This is a genomic window from Marivita sp., from assembly GCF_020055635.1.
In the GTDB taxonomy this organism is placed as follows: Bacteria; Pseudomonadota; Alphaproteobacteria; order Rhodobacterales; family Rhodobacteraceae; genus Marivita.
The window spans coordinates 18,576-42,396 of the sequence record NZ_JAIPUT010000008.1 but is presented as its reverse complement, the minus strand read 5'-3'; the positions used below and the strand labels follow the sequence as shown (position 1 = coordinate 42,396).

Annotated in this window: 19 protein-coding genes; 10 read left to right on the top strand and 9 right to left on the bottom strand. The window is 58.7% G+C overall.

Going from position 1 to position 23,821, the window contains the following annotated elements; translation table 11 throughout:
* Positions 1-396: 396 nt before the first annotated feature.
* The 8 genes from LCF60_RS06165 to LCF60_RS06130 all read left to right on the top strand — a co-directional run bounded on the left by LCF60_RS06165 (position 397) and on the right by LCF60_RS06130 (position 10,748).
* A complete protein-coding gene (locus LCF60_RS06165) occupies positions 397-1,500 on the top strand; it encodes an NAD-dependent epimerase/dehydratase family protein (RefSeq protein WP_292290428.1) in 1,104 nt (367 codons plus the stop codon).
* Positions 1,501-1,657: 157 nt separating this feature from the next.
* Entirely contained in the window at positions 1,658-3,445 is a 1,788-nt protein-coding gene (locus LCF60_RS06160; RefSeq protein WP_292290427.1) for an ABC transporter ATP-binding protein, read from the top strand.
* A 4-nt stretch (positions 3,446-3,449) separates the two neighbouring features.
* Positions 3,450-4,694 carry a glycosyltransferase gene (locus LCF60_RS06155; RefSeq protein WP_292290426.1) on the top strand — a complete coding sequence of 415 codons (1,245 nt, stop codon included), beginning with the start codon at positions 3,450-3,452 and terminating at the stop codon, positions 4,692-4,694.
* A complete protein-coding gene (locus LCF60_RS06150) occupies positions 4,691-6,022 on the top strand; it encodes a glycosyltransferase (protein WP_292290425.1) in 1,332 nt (443 codons plus the stop codon). The genes LCF60_RS06155 and LCF60_RS06150 overlap by 4 nt, the downstream gene beginning before the upstream one ends.
* Entirely contained in the window at positions 6,009-6,887 is an 879-nt protein-coding gene (locus tag LCF60_RS06145) for a methyltransferase domain-containing protein (RefSeq protein WP_292290424.1), read from the top strand. Before LCF60_RS06150 ends, LCF60_RS06145 begins: the two co-directional genes overlap by 14 nt.
* A gap of 395 nt (positions 6,888-7,282) precedes the next feature.
* The gene (locus LCF60_RS06140) at positions 7,283-8,122 is read left to right on the top strand and encodes a sulfotransferase domain-containing protein (RefSeq protein ID WP_292290423.1); all 840 of its coding nucleotides are present in this window, start codon (positions 7,283-7,285) and stop codon (positions 8,120-8,122) included.
* Entirely contained in the window at positions 8,119-9,447 is a 1,329-nt protein-coding gene (locus LCF60_RS06135) for a hypothetical protein (RefSeq protein WP_292290422.1), read from the top strand. The genes LCF60_RS06140 and LCF60_RS06135 overlap by 4 nt, the downstream gene beginning before the upstream one ends.
* Entirely contained in the window at positions 9,447-10,748 is a 1,302-nt protein-coding gene (locus tag LCF60_RS06130; protein WP_292290421.1) for a polysaccharide biosynthesis C-terminal domain-containing protein, read from the top strand. The genes LCF60_RS06135 and LCF60_RS06130 overlap by 1 nt, the downstream gene beginning before the upstream one ends.
* Positions 10,749-10,860: 112 nt before the next feature.
* On the opposite strand, the gene LCF60_RS06125 is transcribed toward LCF60_RS06130, so the two are convergent.
* Both LCF60_RS06125 and LCF60_RS06120 read right to left on the bottom strand, forming a co-directional pair.
* On the bottom strand, positions 10,861-12,093 hold the full coding sequence (locus LCF60_RS06125; RefSeq protein ID WP_292290420.1) for a polysaccharide biosynthesis/export family protein: 1,233 nt from the start codon (positions 12,091-12,093) through the stop codon (positions 10,861-10,863).
* A 128-nt stretch (positions 12,094-12,221) separates the two neighbouring features.
* Positions 12,222-14,372 carry a Wzz/FepE/Etk N-terminal domain-containing protein gene (locus tag LCF60_RS06120; RefSeq protein ID WP_292290418.1) on the bottom strand — a complete coding sequence of 717 codons (2,151 nt, stop codon included), beginning with the start codon at positions 14,370-14,372 and terminating at the stop codon, positions 12,222-12,224.
* Positions 14,373-15,486: 1,114 nt separating this feature from the next.
* On the opposite strand from LCF60_RS06120, the gene LCF60_RS06115 reads away from it, so the two are divergent.
* Positions 15,487-16,185 carry a sugar transferase gene (locus tag LCF60_RS06115; RefSeq protein ID WP_292290417.1) on the top strand — a complete coding sequence of 233 codons (699 nt, stop codon included), beginning with the start codon at positions 15,487-15,489 and terminating at the stop codon, positions 16,183-16,185.
* Positions 16,186-16,258: 73 nt separating this feature from the next.
* Here the strand turns inward: LCF60_RS06115 and LCF60_RS06110 are convergent, their stop codons facing one another.
* From LCF60_RS06110 to LCF60_RS06080, 7 genes are all read right to left on the bottom strand, one after another.
* A complete protein-coding gene (locus tag LCF60_RS06110) occupies positions 16,259-17,206 on the bottom strand; it encodes a hypothetical protein (protein WP_292290416.1) in 948 nt (315 codons plus the stop codon).
* Positions 17,203-19,113, bottom strand: coding sequence for an asparagine synthase-related protein (locus LCF60_RS06105; protein ID WP_292290415.1), 1,911 nt, complete (start codon positions 19,111-19,113; stop codon positions 17,203-17,205). Before LCF60_RS06105 ends, LCF60_RS06110 begins: the two co-directional genes overlap by 4 nt.
* Positions 19,110-19,490 (bottom strand): lasso peptide biosynthesis B2 protein, encoded by a 381-nt coding sequence (locus LCF60_RS06100; protein WP_292290414.1) that lies wholly within the window; start codon positions 19,488-19,490, stop codon positions 19,110-19,112. Before LCF60_RS06100 ends, LCF60_RS06105 begins: the two co-directional genes overlap by 4 nt.
* 50 nt (positions 19,491-19,540) lie before the next feature.
* Entirely contained in the window at positions 19,541-19,834 is a 294-nt protein-coding gene (locus LCF60_RS06095) for a PqqD family protein (protein WP_292290413.1), read from the bottom strand.
* A 196-nt stretch (positions 19,835-20,030) separates the two neighbouring features.
* The gene (locus LCF60_RS06090) at positions 20,031-20,171 is read right to left on the bottom strand and encodes a lasso RiPP family leader peptide-containing protein (RefSeq protein WP_292290412.1); all 141 of its coding nucleotides are present in this window, start codon (positions 20,169-20,171) and stop codon (positions 20,031-20,033) included.
* A gap of 164 nt (positions 20,172-20,335) precedes the next feature.
* Complete coding sequence (locus LCF60_RS06085; RefSeq protein WP_292290411.1) at positions 20,336-20,476, bottom strand: lasso RiPP family leader peptide-containing protein; 141 nt, start codon at positions 20,474-20,476, stop codon at positions 20,336-20,338.
* 336 nt (positions 20,477-20,812) lie between these two features.
* The gene (locus tag LCF60_RS06080) at positions 20,813-22,630 is read right to left on the bottom strand and encodes an ABC transporter ATP-binding protein (RefSeq protein WP_292290410.1); all 1,818 of its coding nucleotides are present in this window, start codon (positions 22,628-22,630) and stop codon (positions 20,813-20,815) included.
* A 302-nt stretch (positions 22,631-22,932) separates the two neighbouring features.
* Here LCF60_RS06080 and LCF60_RS06075 point away from each other — a divergent pair, with 302 nt between their 5' ends.
* On the top strand, positions 22,933-23,778 hold the full coding sequence (locus LCF60_RS06075) for a MurR/RpiR family transcriptional regulator (RefSeq protein WP_292290409.1): 846 nt from the start codon (positions 22,933-22,935) through the stop codon (positions 23,776-23,778).
* Positions 23,779-23,821: the final 43 nt, after the last annotated feature.

Sequence of the window (23,821 nt, the reverse complement as noted above, 5' to 3'; positions counted from 1 at the left end):
AAATAGACGGAAAAGAATAAACGGCGTCAGCCTGTATGCACCTTTGGGTTGATAAGTGCTGACTTGATTCAACTTACAAAAATCGCGCTTATCTTTCCGTACGATTCGCCACTCACGTCAAGTATCCCGCCGGCTTGCCCCCGGCGGGATTGTCGTGCCCCTTGCAGACAAGCTGGTGTCTTGAGGTTCATGACGACGTGCTCTTGCCAGCGACATTCAATGGCCCCAATGACCAATTGACCGCGTGATCGCGAAAGCAATTCAGACCGGTTGCATTGCGAAGGGTCCCTATTGTTTCCAACACACTGATTCCATGCGCTGCTTTCTTTTTTCGTCAAGGAAGCGGCTATTTTTTTTGCAGAACAGGTACCGCTTCGGGCAATTCGGCAGATAGAGTTGGGTTTCGACTCAAAGATCTTTGATGACGCAGGTCTCTTCTCTACTGTAGACACGTTAACGATTGTGTGCAAAATCACACAGGATTATCTCGAAACTTATTTTAGTGAGATCAACATGGTGTTACACGATAAAATTGGAAAGCGCATTCTTGTGGCAGGAGGAGCCGGTTTCATAGGCTCCCAACTTTGCGATCGGCTGCTTGAACGGCGTGACGTTTCGCTTCTTGTCTGTGTCGACAACCTTTGGACCGGCTTGGCCGACAATATCGCACATATCTCTGACCCGCGATTCAAGTTTGAACTGTCCGACATCGAGACATTCCAGACGTCGGAACGGTTTGACGAAGTATACCACTTGGCTTCGCCTGCGTCCCCTCCCTGGTATATGGCAGCACCCCGACGTACGATATCGGCGAATTTGGGTGGCGCCTTGCGTCTTCTTGACCTGCTGTCCAAAGGAGGCCGGTTCTGCTTTTTCTCGACATCGGAAGTCTACGGAGATCCAAAAGTCTCGCCGCAGCCCGAGAGCTATCGCGGTTCCGTGGATTGCACGGGTCCACGGTCATCTTACGACGAGTCGAAGCGTGTAACCGAATCGCTGCTTTTCGAAGAGCGTCGGGTGAACGGTCTGGATCTTCGCGTCACGCGTCTTTTCAACGTCTACGGCCCCAGAACCCGTGTCGATGACGGCCGCGCGGTGTCCAATTTCATTTCCCAAGCCCTGAACGGCGAACCGCTGACCGTGTACGGTGACGGACTGCAGACACGCAGCTGGGGATATGTGGACGACATCGTCGAAGGCCTCGCACGGTATTTCTGGCGCGATCCGATCGACTATGCGGGTCCCTTGAATATCGGCAATGACCGGGAAATTCCGGTGCTCGACGTCGCAAAATACATTTCCGATATTATGGGGGGGTGCAAGATCGTTCATGAACCCTCGCCGCCACAGGATCCGACCAATCGTTGTCCCGACCTTACTCTCGCTCGAAAGATACTTCCCGGATGGGAGTGTGAGGTTCGGTACGAAGATGGCGTCCGCATGACACTTGAGTGGTTCCGTGAGAACATGGCGCAGGTCGACAAGGTACGGAACGCGTGATCTGGCGGCGGGCCGACTGGGGGTCTGGTTGGATGCGTTTTCAGCCCTGAGAAACGACCGCCGCTCGGTTCGCCTTGGCCGGAAACCCAAGCGTGATGTGACCGATCCTGCATCTATCGACGCTGTACCACCCGGCGCGAAATTGACAGGGATGTCCGTGTCAGCCGAAATTCGCAATCTCAGGCGGGTTCTCGGTCTTGCCGGGAGCGAGAAGGCGTTGATCGGCCTGATCATCATGCTTGCCATGATGTCGGCCTTCTTCGAGGGGTTGGGTCTGTCGCTCTTGATCCCATTGGTCGAAGTGGTCACAGGGGAAACGAACGGGACCGACATTGCATTTGTCGGGACGCTCTTGGCTTGGTTCGGCGGAACGGATGAGCCGGACCCTGTCATGGTGGTCGCGGTGATCCTCGGGGCGTTTGTTGCCGGAATTCTTATCAGCTTCGTCAACATGATCGTTTCGAACGTGCTTGCGATCCGACTGGCCCACAATCTGCGCCTTTCCGTTTTCGACCAGGTCTTGACGCGACCGCTATCGGACGTCGAAGGCGCGTCGCGCGGCAAGCTCATCAACAATATCTGGGAGATTCCCTGGCAGGTCTGTGACGCGGTCTTCGTTATCATCGGAGCCCTGGTGAACCTGGTCTTCTGCCTTGTATTCCTCAGCTTTCTTCTGTCGCTGTCGACGATCTACACACTTGCCCTCGTGCTGTTGACACTCGTCACGGCAAGCCTGGTGCATCTTGCCACGCGCGCCGTCCACGCGCTGGGGCTGGAGTCGAAAAACGCCAACGAAAGCTTCCTGTCATTGACCTGGGAGGTGATCGGGGGATTGCGCACCATCCGCGCTTTCGGGCGTGAAGGTTACGAGGGAACGCGGTTTTCCGATAGCTCAAGCCGTCTTTCGAACATATTGCTGCGGTTCAAGATCCGGTCTGGCCTGGTCGCGCCGATCTCGCAGACAATGAACATACTGGTTGTCGGGGTCCTTCTGGCCATCGCGCTTGGGCAGGGCGATTCGATCAGCCTGCTGATCGGTTTCCTTGCGATTGCCTATCGCCTGCAACCCCGCGTGGCAGAGGTGCTGGGCGCCCGAACCGCGCTTCAGGGATTTGCCGCTCCGATCGAGGAAATGGTACGCGCGCTCGAACCGTCACCGCGCCGGCGGGAAGGCCGGAATGGGATGGCGATAAGGCAGATCACGGACGGGATCGTCTTCGAGGATGTCACTGTCCGCTATCCGGACGCGGCTGCGCCGTCCCTGAGCGATGTGACTTGCACGATCAAGCGCGGAGAGGTGACGGCGGTGCTGGGGCGGTCAGGCGCGGGGAAATCGACCCTGGCCTCGGTCCTGATGCGGTTCACGCCGCCCAGCGAGGGGCGGGTTCGTGTCGATGGAGTCGATCTCGACAAGATCGATCCGACCGCGTGGCATGACCGTATCGCGGTCGTTGAGCAAAACGCGTTTCTGTTCGACGCATCGGTTTACGAGTGCATACGGTACGGAGACCTTTCGGCAAGCCGGTCCGCGATCGAAGCCGCGGCCTGCGCCGCTGAAGCCGACGATTTCATCCGCGACCTGCCGCACGGCTACGAGACCCGCATCGGGGATACCGGTGTGCAGCTCAGCCACGGTCAACGGCAACGCATCGCACTTGCCCGCGCGCTGTTGCGGAACCCGGCCTTGCTGATCCTCGACGAAGCCACGAACGCACTGGATCGTCCGACCGACCTGGCGTTGCGCAACGCGATCCGCAAGACGCGGGCAGACCGTGTGACGCTGGTCATTTCACATCGCCGGGAAACCATCGAGACGGCGGATCATGTCGTCATCCTGGACGCAGGCCGCGTGATCGAACAGGGCACGCCCTCCGACCTTGCGGCACGGGACGGCGTGTACGCGGCCCTGTTCAACGAAGAGAGCCGCATCGCGCAGGACGGATGAGTTTATGTGGGACAGACATTTCACGACGCCACCCTTTGCAATGGTCGAAATCGCGCTGGACACCCCGCTGGAGCCTTTGGCCTTTGCCGAAGGGATCAACGGGGCGCATGTGCTTGTCCGGTTTCGGGATCGCCCGGTGGGACGGTTCTGGCTGTCCCGAGCCCTGCATGGGGACGTCGTGCCCATCGACACTTTGCAAACCCATGTGGATCACGTCTTCGACGCCGGTTTCGGCGCGGCCTTCCTGGATGATCTTGCCCCCGCCCGGACACCCGAACCGGCTCCTGCGATTACAATCGCGATCTGCACACGCGACCGCCCTGCCCTCTTGCGCCGCTGTCTCGAGGCGCTTGTCGAACGCCGTGACCAGGCCACCCGAGCGGCGGTCGACCTCGTGGTGGTCGATAACGCACCGAGCGACAGCGGCACCCGCGATGCCGTCGCCGACTTTCCATCGGTCCGATATGTCGTCGAACCCGTGCCCGGTCTGAATTTCGGCCGCAATCGCGCGCTTGTCGAGGCAAAGGGCGACTGGCTGGGGTTTATCGACGACGATGCGATACCGGATCGCGGATGGCTTGACGCGCTGATCGAGGGCATCGCCGACAGCCCCACTGCGGGCGGTTTTGCCGGTCCGATCATGCCCATGATGCTTGAGACCGAAGCGCAAATGCGGTTCGAGCGCAGCGGCGGGTTTGGCAAAGGCTTTCAGTTCAAGCGCTTCGCCCGGGAACGGTATGGCGATCCGTTTCATCCGACGGGTCAGGGAAATTTCGGAACCGGCGCGTCTATGGTCTTTTCGGCGCATGTCATGCGCGAGATCGGCGGTTTCGACGAGGCGCTCGATACCGGCCCGCCCTTGCCGGGCGGAGGCGACAGCGACAGCTTCTACCGCGTCATCAGGGCCGGTCATCCGGTGATCTATCTGCCGGGTCTGATGGTGCATCACGAACACCGTCGCGACATGCCGGGGCTTCGCAAGCAGTATCATTCCTGGGGCCTGTCCAACGGGGCCCTATTGGGAAAAACGAAGGCACGCGACCCGCAGATGTTCAAGCTTCAGCGACGCACCCTCGCGACCTATGTCGTGCAGCGGGCAAAACGCCTTGTCTTTTCGCTGGCCGGGCGCGGCCCTTTGACGCCGCGTCTGAACTGGGCTGAACTGGCCGGGGCGCTTGCAGGCTGCTTGGGTGAATATGAACGAAGCCAGAAACGCGTTTCTCTGCGCAAGGCGGAGAAAGACGCATGATCCCGAAAGCCCCCTGGAAGATTATGAACGTATCCCTGGACGCCGCTCCGGACATGATCGATCGGCCGGATGCGTGTCGCGCCGTGCTGGTGCTCTTGTGGTTCAAGGGGGCGTATCTTGGCCGGTTGGAACTGTCGGCGGGCGAATTTCCGTTGCACAGGCGCGAATTCCTGAAACTGGCCGTGCAGGCGGTTCAACCCGCCCTGCCCGCGCTTGTTTCGTCCGGGGAAACCTACCTTTCCGCGGTCTCGGTGCACGCGGCCCGCACCTTTCCAGAGGACATCCGGTCGGTCAGTACCAACGACGTGTCACAGCGCATCGAGCGGATGATGGACTGGCGGACTGCGCGGCGGTCCAACCTGTCGGCCACAATTGCGATCTGTACCGCCAACCGCCCCGGGCCGCTTCGGGCCTGCCTGAAATCCCTGGAGGCCGAGATCGATGCCGGGCGAGAGATCCTCGTGATCGACAACGCCCCTTCGCCCCGGACCCAGGCCATTGTCGCGGAATTCGGCGGGACGCGATACGTGCCCGAACCGAAACGCGGACTGAGCAACGCACGAAACACGGCGCTTGCCGAGGCGACGGCAGAGATCGTGGTCTTTGTCGATGACGACGTGCGCCCGGAACCGGGCTGGATCGACCCGCTGCTGGCAGCCTTCGAAACGGACCGGGTGGCGGTCGTCTGCGGGCTGGTCCTGCCTCTCAAACTGGAAACCGATGCGCAGGTCGGATTCGAGTTCTGTTTCGGCTTCGGCGGAATGGGCGTCGTCCCGTTGCGCTTTGACCGGGAGTTTTGCCACTTCGCGCGCACGGCCATTCCGGTCTGGGACATCGGCGCGGGTGCGAACATGGCGATCCGGCGCAGTACGGCCCTCAAGCTTGGCGGGTTTGACGAACGCATCGGGCCGGGCGCGGCCGGCGGCTGTGGCGACGATTCCGAATTCTGGTACCGCGCGCTTAGTTCCGGCCACGAAGCGCGTTACGAGCCGCTTTCCGTTGTCCGCCATGTGCATCGCGCGGATTGGAAAGACCTTCGGCAACAGGCGCGTGGCTATTTCAAAGGCCATCTCGTCGCGCTTTTTGCACAATTCGCGTATGATCGGGATTGGCGCAACCTGCGACAGGCGTTCTTCGACCTTCCGAAATGGATCATCGGCAGGCTGATCTCCCGCGCCCTCTGGCGATATACCGGCGAGGACATGTTCCACTACGCGGTTTTGTCCGGGGACGTGGTCCGGGGGTATCTTTCCGGTCTGACATACCTTGGTTGGGCGCTGGTACGCCCACCGACACAGGGACGTGTGACGCAAAATGAGCCCCGCTGATCCTCCCGATGTGCCGCAGACGGGCGTCTACGATACCGAGTATCACGCCGCGCTCGAAGAAGGCAGCCGACGTTCCGCGGAAATCGTTCTGCCGATGGTTCTCGATGCGCTTGACCCCAAGAGCCTCGTCGATGTCGGATGCGGGTCAGGTGCCTGGGCAAAGGCGGCGAGTGACTGGGGCACAGACGATGTCCTCGGGATTGATGGGCCGTGGGTTGCTCAAGAAACGCTGCGGATCCCGGTCGAAAACTTCGTTGCCGCGGATATCGGGCAACCGCTGGGCCTTGGCCGCCGCTTCGATCTGGCGCTCTGTCTCGAAGCCGCCGAACACCTGCCCGAAAGCGCCGCGGAAACGCTTGTCGGAAATCTCACCGCGCTGAGCCCGGTCATTCTCTTTTCCGCCGCCCTGCCCGGCCAGGGTGGCGAGGGGCACGTCAACGAGGCCCTCCCAAGCTATTGGTGTCGTCATTTCGAGGCGAAAGGATACACCTGCCTTGACGTCTTGCGCGGGCGGATTTGGGATATTCCCCAAGTCGAGCCCTGGTATCGCCAGAACATCCTGCTTTTCGTGGATCGCGCATGTCTTGCACAAAAGCCGACATTTGCAGACCCTTTGAAACAGAAGTTACGTCCGATCCTGGATCTCGCACATCCCGAACTTCTTGCGAAACATTCCAAGGATGCGGCGGAAATCAAACGCCTTGGCGAAGCCTGGCAAGAACTGCACGATGCGCATCAGCATCTCGGGACGTGTTTCGAGAACCTCGAAGCGGAACATGCCGAACTCAAACGGAAATTCGACGAAATCGCCTGGCTTCCGAGACTGTTTCTGAGAACGGTTTCGCGGCTGCGCGGGAAACGATGACATATGTTGCGCGCCCGTCACGGCATGGCCGTTGTGCCACATGGATCGGCGTTTTCACGGAGCCGACAATGACTGCCTGAATTTCATGCGATATCCGGTCATAACACTTCGAGAAACGATGTTCGGATTTGAATTTTCCTTGTGGATAAGTTACTGATTTCAACAGGGTCCGGATTTGGACCGATTTTGAACGAACAGTCTGCCGGAATTGAGACACATCCCACTTGCGCTTTTTTGCTGACGACAATGTGGGGCGACACAAACGCCCGTTGAAAGGAGAACGAGACCACCCCATCGACCATGCGCTGTGATTGTTCGCGAGTTCCATAGTATGAAGAGACCGACATTGTGTTGACTAATTTATTGCCTAGCCATTTGCAGGGGAACGATGACCCATGACCTTGCCCAATTATATTTACGGTGGCCCTCCCAAGGCGGGATCGTCCTGGATATATGACCTGCTCGACAGGCATCCCGAAGTCTTTGTGCCCGAGGGCAAATATGTCCAGTTTTTCACCGACTATTATGACCGCGGTATCGAGTGGTACGAGCGTCTGTATTCGAAGGCGCAAGCGCAGCATGTAGCCCGCGTCGACCTGACCACGGATTACCTGTTCCTGCCTGAACCGGCTGACCGGCTCGCCCAGCATATTCCGGACGCCAAGGTGTTCTTTTCGCTGCGCAATCCGGTCGATCGGGATTGGTCGGCCTACCAGCACCTGTTGCGGACGGGCCAATCGACGGGCGCGCTCAAGGACGAGTTGATGTTCGCGCATCACCTGCTCACGAAATGCAGTGCCTATTCGGACGCGATCGAACGGTCATGGCGCCTTTTCGGACGGGAAAACACGCTGATCCTGTGGTTCGACGACATCCGCTCGGAGCCGCAGAAGGCGGCGGACATGCTGCACGATTTCCTTGGCGTGAGCCGGCGCCAGATATCCACGGACGACAGCAACGCCAAGAACATTGCCAGGGCGGCCCGGAATCCCAGGCTGAACGGATTGTTGAAAAGGGGCGCGATCACGATGCGTGCCGCCGGAATGAGCGGTGCGCTCAGCAAGCTGAAGAACAACCCGCTCATGGACCGGTTGCTGTTCAGCCCAAGCCGCGTGCCCAAGCTTTACGACACCCCGGAAGACTGGACGATCCTCGCGGATCGGCATGCCGGCGAAATCGCGCGGCTCGAGACGCTGCTTGATCGGGATCTGTCGGATTGGCGCAGACGGCCGTGAGCTCTGCAGGTATCTTCAGCAGCGCGCAAAGCCGCTCTGACGGGATGCAGCAATTGGCATGGCGTCTTTATCTGTTGTCCATCACGACCAGCTTTCTTGTCGTGATCGAACCCGCGCTGTGCGACCTGATTTTCATGATCGGCCTGGTCGTGTTCGGCTTTTCCCGGCCCAAGACAACCAGTTTCCTGAGTGGCGCGGCGACGACAGGGGTGCTTCTTTACCTGATCTTCTCCGTGATCAGCCTGTTTTTCGTCCAGTACAATCCGATCGGTGCCTATCGCGCCGTGCTGATCGAATTCTACATGATCGGCCTTTTCGTGATGACCGCCTACTACGCCCGAACCAGAGGCGACGAGGCCTTTCGGGCAATCCTGCTGGCATTGGTCATCGGGGGCGTTCTGGCGAGCATCGTCACGGTTGTCGCCCTTCTGGACCTGATCCCGAACAGTGACATTTTCTATCGCGGCGAGGGCGTTCGCAATCGGGTCAAGGCGACCTTCAAGGATCCCAATGTCTTTGGCCCCTTCCTGGTGCCCAGTATATTGTTCGTGACCTGGATCCTGGTCGAATCCAAACGGTACCGTTTTCTTGCCCTTGGCGTGCTGGGGATGTTGCTCATTTCGTTGGTGTCGACCTTTTCGCGCGGTGCATGGGTTCATGCGCTGTTCTCCCTGATGGTCATGGCAGGCGCCCTGCTTGCCTTGCGTTCGACATCCCGCGCGGTGTTTTCGATCATCCTGTATCTTGCGATTGCCATCTGTCTTGTCGTTCTGCTGTTTCTAGACCGGATCGTGGCAGGTCTCGCCGACACGTTTTTCGCGGATCGGCTGAGCCTGCAAAGCTACGACACCACCAGGTTTGCTTTCGTCGCGGATGCGACCGTACAGATCCTGCGGCACCCGCTTGGTATCGGACCGGTGCAGGCGCGCTTCGTCTATGGGTACCTGCCGCATAACACGTTCATCGCCTTTGCCATGCACAATGGCATTTTCGCGTGTATCGGTCTGATCCTCATCTACGGGTCATCGCTGTTTCGATGCGCGACCAAGGTGATGGACCAGCGGCCAGGATGGACGAAATACGCCCTGATCCTGTCCGTTCTCATGGGCCTCCTGGTGCTGATGATGGTCGTCGGGGCGATCCACTGGCGGCACATGTATGTCGTGTGCGGGTTGGCATTCGGAGTCTATGCCAGCGACAGGGCTCTCCCGGAGGGTCGGTTGTGGCCACGCAAACAGGTGCTGCCCACACGGTCACGCCCCACGGGCCTCATCGTCAACAGACCGAACCAAGCAAACCATATCGGGCACTGGAGCGAACATTGATGAAAAAGCTGTTGCTTGGCAGTGTCCTGTCGGCGGGTATCAAGATCGCGAGTGCGGGGCTGACATTCCTGATGTTCCTGTTTCTCGCCAGGGCCTTGGGCGCGGAGGAATACGGCAAGTTCGGGACGATGTTTTCCCTGGGGACGTTCGGCGGCGTGCTGGCGCTGTGTGGTCAACACACCATGAGCATCAAGGTCTTGTCGTCGCTCGAGGAGAAGCCAGGTCAAGGCGCGACGCGACGACGGTTTGTGCTGCGGTCCTATGCCATCATCGCGGTGGTCACGGTTCTCTGCGTCGGCGGTTTCTTCCTGACCTATTTTTCCGCGAACCGGTTTGGCATGGGCTTCAGCCTGCCGATCATCGTCGGGGCCTCGGCGTTCATTCTTCCGTTTGCGCTCAGCGACCTGGTCGCAAATCAGGTGCGCGCCTTCGGTGCCATTTCCGCCGCCCTGGTCCCGCGCGATATCGTGTGGCGCGCCTGCATCATCCTGCTGTGTCTTGCTGCGCTCTCGTGGCCCGGGGTCATGCCGGATGCGCTTTCGGCGATGGTGACCATTTCCGGCATCCTGATGCTGATCATCTTCCTTCAGATGGGCTATTTCTTTTCGAGGAACCGCCGGATGTTCGCCGGGCCGCGCACGGCGCAAACGGAGTCGCCCAAGCAGATATCCATATGGATGTGGATCGCGTCGCTGGCGTTGATGGGGGCAAGCCTCAACATCGTCGTGGCGTCGCCGTTCCTGAGCAACGACCAGATCGGCGCCTATTTCGCCGCCCACAAGACATCGCAGCTGCTTCTCTTGCCGGTGATGGCGATCAACGTCGTGGCCGCCCCGACCTTTGCGCGGTTCCACAGCCAGGGGAAGAATGCGAACCTTCAGGATGTCGGGCGCAAGCTTGCCATCATACTGGCCCCTCCTCTGTTTGGCGGGGCCCTGTTCCTGGTCATCCTCGCGCCCAATCTGTTGGCCCTGTTCGACCCGGCCTACGCATCCGCCGCGCCTGCGTTGGTGGTGCTCGCGATGAGCTTTCTGTTCTTCGGCCTGGGCGGACCGACACCGCAACTGATGCTGATGGCCGGAGGCGAACGCGACTACGTCAAGATGACCCTGGTTTCGGACGGGATCGGGCTTTGCCTTCTTCCGTTCCTGATCCCGGCTTTCGGGATCGTCGGCGCGGCCATGGGGCTTTTGGTGTCGCGCATCCTGTTCACCATCATGGCGGTGACCTGGTGCCGGACGAACTTGCGGGTTGATACGTCCATTCTGTCCCTGCTTCCCAGGGCGGCCCTTCAGCGCTAGCGCGCCAGGAAGCAGACGGCTTGTCGCAGGGATGCTCGATTGCGCCGACATGTACCCAACAGGGGTTCGGGCCCGCGTCTGATCGCAGGCCCGTGTCTATTGGACGTGGCGATCAGGTGTCGCCAAGCAGGACTTCCACCACGTCGCCGGGCTCCAGAGTCTTGCCCAGTTCACTGAGAGCGCTGGTTTCCGCGCCGTTGCTGCGACGGTGTAGCACAATGCGATATGCGGGCGTCACCGTGTCATCCGCATCCTCGACCAGAGCGCCCAACGCCAGTTCGCCGCGAATGGCCTTCGAGCGCACGCGGGCTTCGGCAAATTGCTGGTCGACACGTGCCTTTTCTTCGAGAACCCCCTGACGAAACGCGGCATCCAGTTCAAGCTGTTGACGTTGCAACGCCTGCAATTCACGTTCGGCCTCTGCGAGTTCCGCCTGTGTTGTCAACAGGCGCGTCGACATGTTCAGAGCCGAAGATCGTGCACGTTCAAGCACATCGACCGTGGTCAATCCGCGATCCGACAAGGACGCGACACGGGCGAGCCGCTCTTCCTCGGTGTCGGACGCCGTTTTGTATTGATCGAGGACCACCTTGAGCAGCTCGACCTGCGCGCCCGACAATTCGATGCGCGCCTTGAGGTCTTCGTGGTCACGCGCAAGCTGGTCGAACTCTCCCGCGATGCGGGCTCGCAGGGACTCGATATCGGCCTCTGTGAGTTGGTTCCGGATCAAGGAGGCATATTCTTCGGGCGGATTGTCCCTGTCGGCTTCTGACAGCAAGGCGCTCAAACGCCAGAGATCCGCCGCCAGCCAGGCTTCGTTCTGGCGCACCTCTTCGATACGGATGCGCAGGTTCGGAAGATTGCTTTGGTTCTGCGTCAGGCCGGGCACAAGAAAACCGCCGGAAATCCCGATTGCCGACCGCACGGTCAGGCCCGGTTCGAACGCCACCTGGCCTGGTGAGGCGACAGCACCGATGACCGTAATCGGCCTGTACTGTTCGATATCCAGGAAAATCGCGCTTTGGTTCAGGACGATAACCTGATTGATGCCGTTGGTGCTCACTTCGATCTGGCGACCTGCGGTCACGATCGAAATCTCGTTGAGCAATTCGTCGAGTGTCTTGCCCTGCGCCTTGTATGTCCCGAGGTAAGGCAGACGGATGGTGCCCGTCATGTCCAGTTGCGCAAGATAGAAACTGTCGTTCAACCCGGTGATCTGTGTACGGATCACATCGCCGGGCGCCAGCCGGTATTCCTGCGCCCACGCGGTTGTCAGACCAGCCGTCAAAAAAACCAATGCCAACAAGCCGGTACGGAACCAGGACGTTGCCGCTCTAATTGTCATTCCTCAAATTCCTTCGTCATCTGTCGGTGCTTGGAAATCTTCGCCCAGCCTCAGATCGGGCGCGACCGGAGATGCACACCAACGCGACCGCGCGCGTCGTCCTCGATCCGGGCATATCGCGTATTGGCTCAACTTTTCAGGTACCTCGAGAAATCGCTGCGATCGATCCCATATTGTTGGCCGAAGACCTGAGGCGCACTGTAGAGAACGGCGATCACCTCGTCAGAGCCCCAATTTCGCAGGATCGATGCCGCGTCGCGCACGGCGATCATGGGGCTGCGATCATACTCGGCGACCAGAACCTGTTGGTCCGAGTGTTGGGCGATCTGGCTTGCATCCGGCACAACAAGGATCGGTGGAGTATCGAGTATGACGAAATCATACTGTTCCCTTGCTTCGGAAATCAGTTTTGCGAAGTTCTCCGAGGCCAGAAGATCGGCCGGGCTCCTGGTGCTTTTGCCGGCGAAGATCACGTCAAACCGCAACGTGGGCTGGCTCACCACAAGCTGGGACAATTCGACGGGTTCCGGTCCGAGTCCGTCCTGAAGGCCAAAGCCCCTGGTGCCGCGGGTCAGGGTGCGATGCAGGCTGCTGCTGCGCAAATCGGTATCGATCAACAAAACCGAATGGCCCATCATCGCGAAGGAACGCGCCAGGGCGACCGAAACCAGACTTTTTCCTTCACGCGGCAGCCCCGAGAACACGCCGATCACGCGACCGCCATGTCTGGGTGGGCCGCTCTTGATCAAGGATTGTCTAAGCGTGCGGACCCCTTCGAAGAACAGTGACCTGCCTTCTGTCAGGCTGACGTTGCGCTGCAGGTCGCGACGCCAGAACCCCCGCCGCAGTTTCGGCATGTCGACGACAGCGTAAGCGCCGCTGGCGTCTTCGAGGTCAGACGTCTTGCGAACACGGTCGTTGGTCGATTCCCGCGCCAGCACATAGGCCGAGCCCAGCAACAGGCCCAGGATGAAGGCGATCACGACCAGGCGGCGCCGGCCCTGGATGTCATAGCGCAGCGGGACTTCGGCCGGTGCAAGGATTTGCGCACCTGCGTCCCTGACTCCGCTCTGGATGATCAGTTCCTTCAGGCGGGCAAGCGAGGTCTCGTAGACCTGCGAGGTGGTCTCGAGTTCGACCTCGAGTTCGCGATACCCGATTTCGAAATCGTTGCTTTCGACGATCCGCTCGTCGAGGCTTTGCAGGCTTTCCCTGAGCGCGGCTTCAAGCCGCACTGCCTGGTCGCGTTGCTCGATTGCTCTGGCGCGAATGTCGGGCAGACGCGACCTCAGTTCTGCTGCGGCAATCGCGCCTCCGGCAACGGTGGTCTCCATCTCGGTCAGAAGCGGGTCCGCATTGAATTCTGCACGGCCGTCCCGCGAGGGATCGTTTTCAAGGCCGTCGATCTTGGCCAGCGCGCCATTGAGATCCGAAAGCCTCTCCTGGGCATCCTGAAGGCGAACGCGAATGTTGTTCGCCTGGGAGACCAGGGTCGGAAGGGAATCGAGACTGATCGTCGGCGAACTGGAACCGAAGTCCTGAAGCGCGCGCTGGTCCTCCTGGACCCGAAGGCGCAGTTCTCCGACCCGGTCGGCAAGCGCATCCGTGGCGCGCTGGACCTGGCGCAAGCTGAAACTCAATTGATATTCCAGATAATTTTCCGCGTATGCATTGGCAACCGCGGCAGATTTGATCGGATCCGACGTTGTGGCGCGAATGATCACCACATTGGTGCCGGGCAACTGCACGATCGCGGTCGACTCGCCCAACCACTCCAGAGCGAATTGCCGGGCCAGTGTTGCCTCGTCGGCCTGTTCGATGACCTCGACGGGGACATCCTCTTCGTCGGACGCCTGGGTCCAGGACGAGAGCCAGTCGCGCCAGCTGGTACCGGTCTCGAACGTTTCGCTGAGCAGTGGGTTGATTTCGGGATCGTTGACAAGGTCAAGCCGATCGACGACCTGAACCGCCAGACTGCGCGAATTCAGGATGGTCATGGCATTTGCAATGGCACCGGAGGTGAGTTCGCTGCTGTTGACCCCGTCCACTTCGATGATTTCGAGGTTGCCCCGGGTCAGGATGATCTGTGCTTCTGCGGTATAGGTATCGCTGCTCCGCGTGACGACATAGGCCGCCAGCAGCGAAAGAAGAATGGCCGGCATCAGAATTCTGAGCTTGTTCCGCCACAAGAGCCGCCACAATGCGACGAAGCCGATGGGCGTATCGTCGGCATCCGTCTGATAGCGCGTTTGAACTTCCCGCGGCTTGTACTCGTTCATATCATTCATTTCGTTCATATCTGCGCCGGAACCCTAAACTCTTGTCCAAGACGCCAGGTCGAGAAACGGAGCTCCGCCGGACCAAACGTCTTGCAAATCATTCATCTCAAAAACTTCTTCGTACTTCGTCTTCAGAAAACATGCGTTGTCATAATGTGCGCTCCGAGGAACGATACGCGTGTCCTCATACTAGAAGGGAGAAAGGGATTGCGGAAGAGGATAATCGCTCAACAATCGCCCAGAAAAGCTGGGGATTGACTACGATTTAAGCACGCTCCTCCAGTCTTTGCTCAAATTCGCGTACAATCCAAAGCGTTCCGGCCAAAGCGTTCCGGCCAAAGCGGTCTGGCCAAAGCGGTCTGGCTCGGATCGTGCAAGTCCGGGCCTGGTTGACTTGGCAAACACAAATGCAGCAGAAACACGGAATGGTTGAAAATCGGCCCAAATAACAATTCATCTCAAGACACCGATCCGCAAGGTGCTGTATCCCCGATCTGCGGCGGGCGAGATCGCGTATTCGGGCGATGGATGGTGAACCGGCTTAAAGCCGTTGTCACATTCTTGTGATGTTGCAGGCAATTCCGGCCCTTCAACCCCAAGAAGAAACCGGAATAGGTCACACCACTCTTTATCAGAACGCCGCCGAAACTCCGAACGCGATCAGCGAATTGAGACGCGTGAAAACCGTTCGCCGGCAAATCGGCTGAAGCCCTCGGAGACTGCTGCGCACAAACATGACCGAAGCATGGTGATTCTATGACCACACGGCTGTCAGGCCGTTGAAATGGTTGTGATTCGGCGTCCGAGGGAGGCTTTAGCGGGAAATTGCGGCCTGACCGTTGGACACATTGCCGCCAGATTCTCGCCATTTTTCCCGATTATCCGTCTGCTTTTTAGGCAAAATTTGACAAACGCCTTCGTTTGCAGCGAGCCCGCCCGAATTTGTTCTTCTCACCTTCAGAACAGAGTGCTAACCATTAATCATAATAAAAAAATTCTTAATCGAGCATGTAGATAGTTAGTCGGATGATTAACGTGTGGAAACCGGGCGGGCATTTTCTTCCGCTTTTCCACGCTTCGTTATCATCCAAAGTGTTATTGATTGGAGAGTAGATTGAAACATTATGCTTTGATTGAGGAACCAGATTCCGAAGCGATCTCTTCTCTCGGGGCCCAGCACATTCAAGCCGGGCGCATTTCCTACCGCGAAACGGGAAAGAGAATTCTTGACTTCACCCTTGCCGCTCTCGCCGTTCCACCAACATTGGTCATTGTTCTGCTGATCGCGGTTGTCATGGTGGTCTCTGGTGATCGCGGGCCGATATTCTTCGGACACAAGCGGATCGGAAAGAACGGCAAGACATTCAGGTGCTGGAAAATCCGATCCATGGTTACCGATGCCGAGAAAAAGCTGCGCGCTCATCTGGATGCCAATCCGGAAGCGGCCGCAGAATGGGAACGTGACCACAAACTCGAAAACGACCCCCGGATCACCCGCTTCGGTGCATTTCTCCGAGCGACCAGTCTGGATGAACTACCGCAGCTTTGGAATGTTCTCAAAGGTGACATGAGCCTTGTCGGGCCGCGCCCGATCGTGCGGGCCGAAGTTCGGAAATACGGCTGCAACAAACGCGATTACTTTTCGGTCCGTCCGGGTGTGACGGGTCTTTGGCAGATTTCAGGACGAAACGATATTACCTACCGACAGAGGGTCTTGCTTGACGTGGAGTACATCCAAAACATTTCCATGAAGCTGGACCTGAAAGTCATTTTGGCCACAGTCGGAGCTGTTCTGAACCGCACCGGAAAGTGATCAAGGCATCGCAGGTGGCGCCTTGCGTCACCTGCGTATTTTTTTCGGAAAAGATCTATTTGTACGGTATCAGTTACATGCGCGCGTGTGACCGGGTCTGGTCCATGCACTCCTCGATGGTCTTGGCCACGTCCGAGATCAGGTCGAGGTTCGCTGGTATGTGTAAATCGAAGACAGGCACGTTCGCCACGACCCCGCCACAGCGCTTCATATGCAAGACCAGGTGGTCGGGACCCAGCCTGGACTCTCCGTAGCGTGCCATGAAGGTAAACCGCAGCACAGCCTGCAAGGCGAGGTGCGGCGGGAGTCGAAAAACTTTTGGAGCCTGGGTTTCCGAACTCCGTCGCAGCAGGAAAATGGCACCCATCGGCGCGGGGTCATTGGCGATCTCCATCGGCATGCGCTTTTGAATCTTTGAGACCGAAGGATGCACGCGGCGGTCATCCGCGTCCTCGGGCAGTGCGAGCGCGGCGATCGAGTCTGGCCAAAGCTTCATGCTCGAGAACCCGGGCTGTACGAAAGGGGCTGAAACCGCCCCTGCCGCGTCCGCAACGGCAACCAGATCATCGGTCAGCGGCGAATGCCCACGCGACTGAACCGCGCAGGATGTCGTGGATTTACCAGCGCCCTTGTCACCGAGAAACAAGGCGGCACGTCCATTGACGCTTACGGCACTGGCGTGAAGACAAAGCACGCCGCGTCGTTCCAGCACCAGCGAAATCACCAAGCCCAGGAACGCCTGCGACACGAGGTGATCCGAAATGCCGTCATGCGGTTCGACGAGAACCAGGCCGGGGCTTTCGATCGAGAACGCGGCGACCGCTTGCCAATGCAGATATTGCCGATCGGGCGTGATGTCGAAAAAGGGATCCGCCGGATGGGTCGGACGGGTCATGCCGATGACCCGCTTGACGGTGACATCCGGCCCGGCCACGGGGGGATCGGCTTTTTCAAGAACCTCGAAATCGAAATCGGACGCCAGGGTCAGACCGAAGACGGAATAGTGATACGGGACTGTCATATCAGGGTGCCGCGCCTTTGCTGGTCTTGCCATACGTCCAGAGCGTCAAGCCATTTCGCAAGAATGACCAGGCGCCAAAGCGCGCGCAACGCATCTATGTTTTCTGGTTTCTGTTTCGTCGAGACCTGTTCCCAAAGCGCCCTTGCCTCGTCCAGATCGACAAACGGGCCAAGGGTGTTCAAGCTCTCAAGACCCTCGGAACGGAAATACTCCCGCACGGATTCGGCAAACTCGTCGCCGAATTCTGCCTTGTCCGGTCGGGTGCGGATGTCTTCGGGCAAAAGTCCCCGCATCGCTTCACGCAGGATCCAACGGGTCCGGCCTCCGCGCAGTTTCATATCCGACGGCATCGCAAGGCACGCCTCGACAACGCGGCGATCAAAAAATGGGTAAAGCGGAAGAATACCGGCAGAAACCGCGCTTCGGTGCAGCACTTCAAAGCCATGCTGCATCAACGGGTTTGTCAGGGACTCGTGGTGCGCGAGTTTTTCAGCCTTGCGAAGACGCCTCAGATCAAGGGATTCCGGTTTGGTGTTGTAGCGATAAGTCGCTTCAACGGTCTTGGCCAATGAAACCGAGAGAAGCTGCCCGGGTCGAATGGCAGTCCCCGATGCCCGAGAGCCCTTGTGCAGTTTTCGCGCGACCTTGCGCAGGACCCGCTGCACCGGATGACGCGTTCGCATTCCGCCATACCGCAGGATATACGAAAGGTAGGAGGACCAGAAGTCGGTTCCGTGAACCTCTGCCGCCCCCCGCAATTCACGAAACAGTTTGACCCAGCGTCTTTCGATCGCCAGTTCGACCAACCGCCCATATCCATGGGAAATGACCTCGTCGCCGCCATGCCCGTCGAGCAAGGCTCCCAATCCAAACGCGCTCGCCTCGGGATAGATGCACCTGCTCTTCGGCAGTCCAAATCCCAGAAACAGCTCCATCTGTTCTTCGATCAGCGGTCCGATGTCGCGCAGTCGCGGTGGCGCCGTAATCTGGATGAGTTTCGGGTCGGTTCCAAAAGTGTCGTTGGCCGAGGTGATGAAACGGGTCTCGTCATATGCCTTGTCCGCCCCGTAGACCAGCGACACGGTCTTGACCGGCGCAAGGTTCCGGTCGGTTGCGGCCTTTGCGGCCAATCCGGCAAGCGACGAGGAATCAAGCCCGCCGCTCAGCATGGCACCGACCTGACCCGGCGCGTCCAGTCGGGCATCCACGGCGGATGCCAGCGTGCTGCGAAGCCGTGACGCGGCCACGTCATCCTTGATGGTCGGGTCATCGTCGGCCTTGAGGGTCCAATACCGCTTTGTGTCGACCGTTCCGCCCTCCAGCGTCAGCATATGCGCCGTGGGCAAGCGTTGCAGCCCGTCATAAGCGGTGATCCTCGTGTCCAGCTCGCTACCTTCGATGAAATCCGCGAGGCGCAGGGGATTGGCGCTCAACGGCATGTCGGACAGGTGCAGGACGGATCGGATATCAGAACCACAGGTGAAGCTGTCTTCTGCAGTGGCATAATAGAAAGGGAAGACCCCGAAATGGTCGCGGAAGCCCTCGAGGGTTCCGGTCACCCGGTCAAGCACCACGATCGAGAAGGTGCCCGGCAGATCCGTTGCAAATGCGGGGCCGCGGGCAATCCGCAGCGCCAACGCCAAGTCCAGATCGGTCTCATCGGGGTCAATTTCGCGTCCGAGCTTACCTGCCATCGCCGCGCGGTCATCCAGGAACACCATTCCGGCAAGGATCAGCCGATCGTTTTCCACGAATCCGGCCATGCCCTGTTGCGCCACATGCGTCTGCGGCGCGGGTTCGGACACATGCCACCCAGCCGCCCCAAGTCGCATCAGGCGATCTTTGATCCCGACCGATCCGGAACTGCCCGTCAGGAGCGGCGCACGAAAGGCAAAGGCATGCGTCATTTGGGAATGGTCGGGGACAAGGGGGTCGGCAGGTCGAGCATCTTCGTGAATGCGCTCAAGGTTCCCTCGTCGCCTTCAAGCACGATCCGTCCGTTCCAGACCAGCCAGGCATGCGCCCGCAAATCATCTTCGGACCCTTTCCTGAGGCCCATGGAAATGGTCGAGGGAATGCCTTTCCATGACAAGACAGCCTGCGCCGAAATTGTCTGGGTCAAGCAAGTCGCGTCCGGGATCAGCCGGGCCATGCGTTCGACAGCATGCACGATCCGCGCCACGGTATGTTCGCGCTCGGGCTGAGGGTCATGGGGGCAAGGCCGCACGAGCCATCCATGAATACGTTGATAGGTCGTCACCCAGAGGCCAATGCGAACGATCACGACCACGAAAATGCAAACCGTGTATATTGCAGACCAGCGGAGGTACTTCATCACACCTGCGCATCAACCGTGACAGTGTCGATGATGCCGGCTTTCAGCATCTCGGCCAGCAGCCGTTGAACGTCCGGACGGCACAGGTCGGCGGCCACATCGAACTTCTCGGTCACGGCGTCGATCAGATCATCCATTGATCTCGGCTCTTTCAATGAAAGCCAGATCGTCGAGGCTGTCCCGTTCATGGTGAAATAATCGTTTGATTTCAAATTGAGAAGAGCACGCTCTCCTCCCAGATCACAATCAATGATATTGTCTTGCGCAATGTAGCGAGTCTCGGAAAAAGTCATGGGACCGTGCCCGTCTTGATATTTGAAATTCATGTTCCTTGAGGATGGACAGACTTTGCATCAGCAGGGACACACCAGGCTGCCATCCGAGAAAACAATATGGCCAATGCCAAATAGGGGCATTGACCATACCTGTTAGTGACCGGGAGCTTATAGCCCGGTCAATATCTGGCCACGTAACATGGCCAGATACCGATCATGACAGTGTCAGATCGCCGAAAGGCGTGCCGGCCGGGAAAGACGCGTCAAGGCGCAGACCAGTCGAGCCGCCCTTGGTGATGTCTTCCACTTTGCCGTGCGACCGAACAATCGGCGCTTCGTATGGTAACTTGTTCATTCTATACTCCGTTAAACAGTTTTGGATATGCTTGCGTCAACAAGCGCAGGTAGTGATGCCCAGACCAATTCCAGCCCGGACGACATGTGAACCCTTTCCGGTCAGGAGCATGCCCACATGCTTAACATGGGTTCAGGAGCGGCGAAAAAACCGCATGACCCAAGTTAAGAGAATGTCACATCCGCAAGCGGCGTTGTAGTTGAGAAGGCCGCGTCGGTATTCAAACCAGTCGCCTGACCCTTGGTGATATTCTCGACCTTGCCATGCGCACGGATGACAGGGGCTTCATAAAGTGCTTTGTTCATTTTCGTCTCCCAGTAATGTTAACAATATTGCATACAGAAATTAGAATATCGCACTTCTCTATACAACATTTTCCAGCGCACACGCCACATCCGAAGCCGTTTTTGCCCAATTTTTGACATTTTTCCATGCAGATCGACCCGAATTGCCTCGGACTCCCGGCGCAGGTTTTCTACTGTTAACGCAAACACGCCAAATCCGCGCAATCTGAGGTAGTTTTACCGAAAGCCATCGAAACGTCCGAGAATCAGTTGAAGACTGCGGCAATTCCGACTGATCCACCACAACGTCCGGTGTTGATGCGTGTCCGGTCCGTGCAAGTCCCGCCGATGCAATTGTCATGCCCGATACCCGCGCCCCTGACGTTCGAACATGCCGGCATAATGGCCATCCTGCGCAATGAGCATTTCGTGTGTGCCGTGTTCGACGATCCGACCGCCTTCGAGCACATAGGTGTAATCGGCCTGACGAATTGTCGAAAGACGATGGCTGATCACAAGCGCTCCCCGCCCCTCCATCTTGCCGCGGAACCCATCGAAAAGTTCAGCCTCGGCATTCGGGTCGATCGCGCTGGTCGGCTCATCGAGGATGATATATTTCGAATGCGGAAACATCGCACGGGACAAGGCGATCTTTTGCCATTGTCCACCGCTGAGTTCGGCCCCGCCCTCGAACATCCGCGACAGGATCGTGTCATATCCGTTCGGCAGCGCCGTCAACACCTCATGGGCGCCCGTCAGCGTCGATACGGCGCGCAACCGCCCTTCGTCGCTTTCGCCTTCGATATCACCCAGGCGGATATTGTCGCGGCCGGAATAGGCGAATTGCACGAAGTCCTGAAAGATCACGCTGAACTGGCGGCGATACTCGGTGGGGTCGTATTCGCGCGCATCGTGCCCGTCGAAGAGAACGCGCCCTTCCTGTGGATCATAAAGTCGGCATAACAGCTTGATCAAAGTCGTCTTTCCCGATCCGTTGCCGCCAACGAGGGCCACGAATTGGCCAGGCCGGATTTCCAAAGTCACATCTTCCAGAGCCGGCGTCGTCGTGGCCGGATAAGAGAAGCTCACATTCTCCAGGCGAACTCCCTTTTCGGTGACGGCAGGAACGGATTTTGTGGCTCCTTCCCGTTTCATGACCGGCTTCAATTCGAGAAACGCAAACAGCTGATTGAGGAACAGCTGATCGTCATAAAGCCGTGACAGGCTGGACACGAGATCCCGTCCTGCGGCTTCGGCCCGGATCAACAGGACAAGCACCATGACCAGATCGGCAAGATCCGCCGCTCCGACGGAAAAGCGGTAAAGGATGAAGGCCCCGGCCAAGACGAAAAGCAACGTGCCGACTACGGCGACCAGAGCCTCAGACATGGCCTTGCGCTTTTCGATTTGCATGTAGTCCTGCCGTATCTCGACACGAAGCGCCAGGAAAACCTTGCGCAGGTAATCCCCGAGATCCCACAGCCGGATTTCCTTGGCGAAGGATCCTGCCGTCATGAGCCAATCCGCATAAAAGGCGCGGCGCTCTTTCGGAACAAGCTGACGCTGAAGATTGAACCGCTCCCGCGTGAAGCGCACCTGAACATACAGGATGAGGGCCACTGCCACGAGGCTGACCGGCAGCAACCGCCATTCCACGGCAAACAGGATCGCGGTGATCCCAAGAAGCATCACGCCGCCGCGAAAGACATTGAGTGCGTTGGCGATGACGGCGGCGGGTCGTTGCGGCCCGGCCTGACGGGCCCTTTCGAGGCTGTCGAAATAAAGATCGCTGTCGTAAAAACTCAGATCGGCCGCAACCGCCCGTTCCTGGATGACCTGGTTGACGTAATCGCTGACGACATATCCCTGCGCCGCCCTGTAATAGTTCGTCACCGACTGAAGGATGCGGCCGGCCAGCATCAGCACCAGAACCAGGCTGACGGCGGTCAGGATTTCAGTGGCGTTGGCGCGAAAATCTTCAGCAGTCGCAACGCTTTCCACCACGAACTTGATGGAAAAGAGTCCGGCCAGCGTGAAGATCGTTTCGAATATGGTGGCGATCAGAACGATCAGGCCAAGCCTGCGGCTGCTGTAACGCAGCAACGCGATCACCTTGCGCCAGAGTTCGAAAGATCGCGATATCTTGCGTTTCAGGATCGCAGTTCCAAATGGCATTCTCTATTCCTTTTGCGACCGAACCGCCGCCGATTTCCGCTGCAATTGGCACGATCACAGCAGGAGTCAGCGATCAAATTCAACGGGCAGCCGCCTCAAATGACTGGAATGTCTTGCGTTTGGGGTTGGAATGCAACTTTTGTTCTCACCCTTATTGCCTTCGCGCCCCAATTCGAAACCTTGCGCTTTCCGGCCTGTCCGACCCCGTGAACGCGTAGCGTGGCGCGTCGGACTGTCTTGTCGGTCAAGGCCAGGGTCAGTTCGCGCTTTACCTTGGCGGCCAGGAAAAGCAATTTGCATGCATGAAACGTCCTTCGCCCACAACCTTCATGGCGCGCGTTCGCGCGATCCTGCCCGATCTGCACCCGACGGAACGTCGTCTGGCCGAAGCGGTGCTTGATTTTCCCGGCGACATGGCCGGCTATTCTGCATCCGAGATCGCGGAACTTGCCAAGGTGTCGAATGCGACGGTGTCGCGCTTCGTGCGCAAGTTGGGTTATGCATCTTATGACGAGGCCAGAAAGGCGGTGCGCGAAGAAGGGCGCACCGGCTCGGCGCTATTGCGGTTCGGGACGGCGCAGGACGCCAGGACCGGCACGGTCGCGCAGCATCTCGAACAATCCCGCCTGAACCTCGACACGACCTACGAAGGTCTCGCCTCGGAGTCCGTCGATGACATTGCCAAGGCCCTGCATGCGGCCAGGCGTGTCTGGCTGGCCGGGTTCCGTGCGGGCTATCCGCTGGCCAGTTATCTTGGCTGGCAGATCCAGCAGGTCCTGCCGCATGTCAGCGTGCTTCCCAAACCCGGAGAGACGCTTGCGGAATCGGTGGCCACCATGGCCGCGGAGGACGTGGTCATCCTTCTGTTGCTGCGGCGGAACCCCAAGATGGCCTGGACATTGGCCGAGGCCGCCATCGCCACCGGAGCACATGTCGCGCTTTTGGGCGATGTGCCCTCGATGGAGGCCCTGCCCGCGCGGTGGCACCTTCCCTGCGCGACCACCTCTGCGGGCCCGTTGCTGAACCATGTCGGTGTGATGGCGGTCTGCAACCTGCTGGCCGCGCGCACTCTCGAACTGTCGGGGCCGGAGGGCCGTCAGCGGATGGGGCATATCGAGGACATGCATGACCGTCTTGAGGAACTTTAGCCGCAACGCGCCGTGACGCCCGATTCACCGGCGGTCAAAAGCC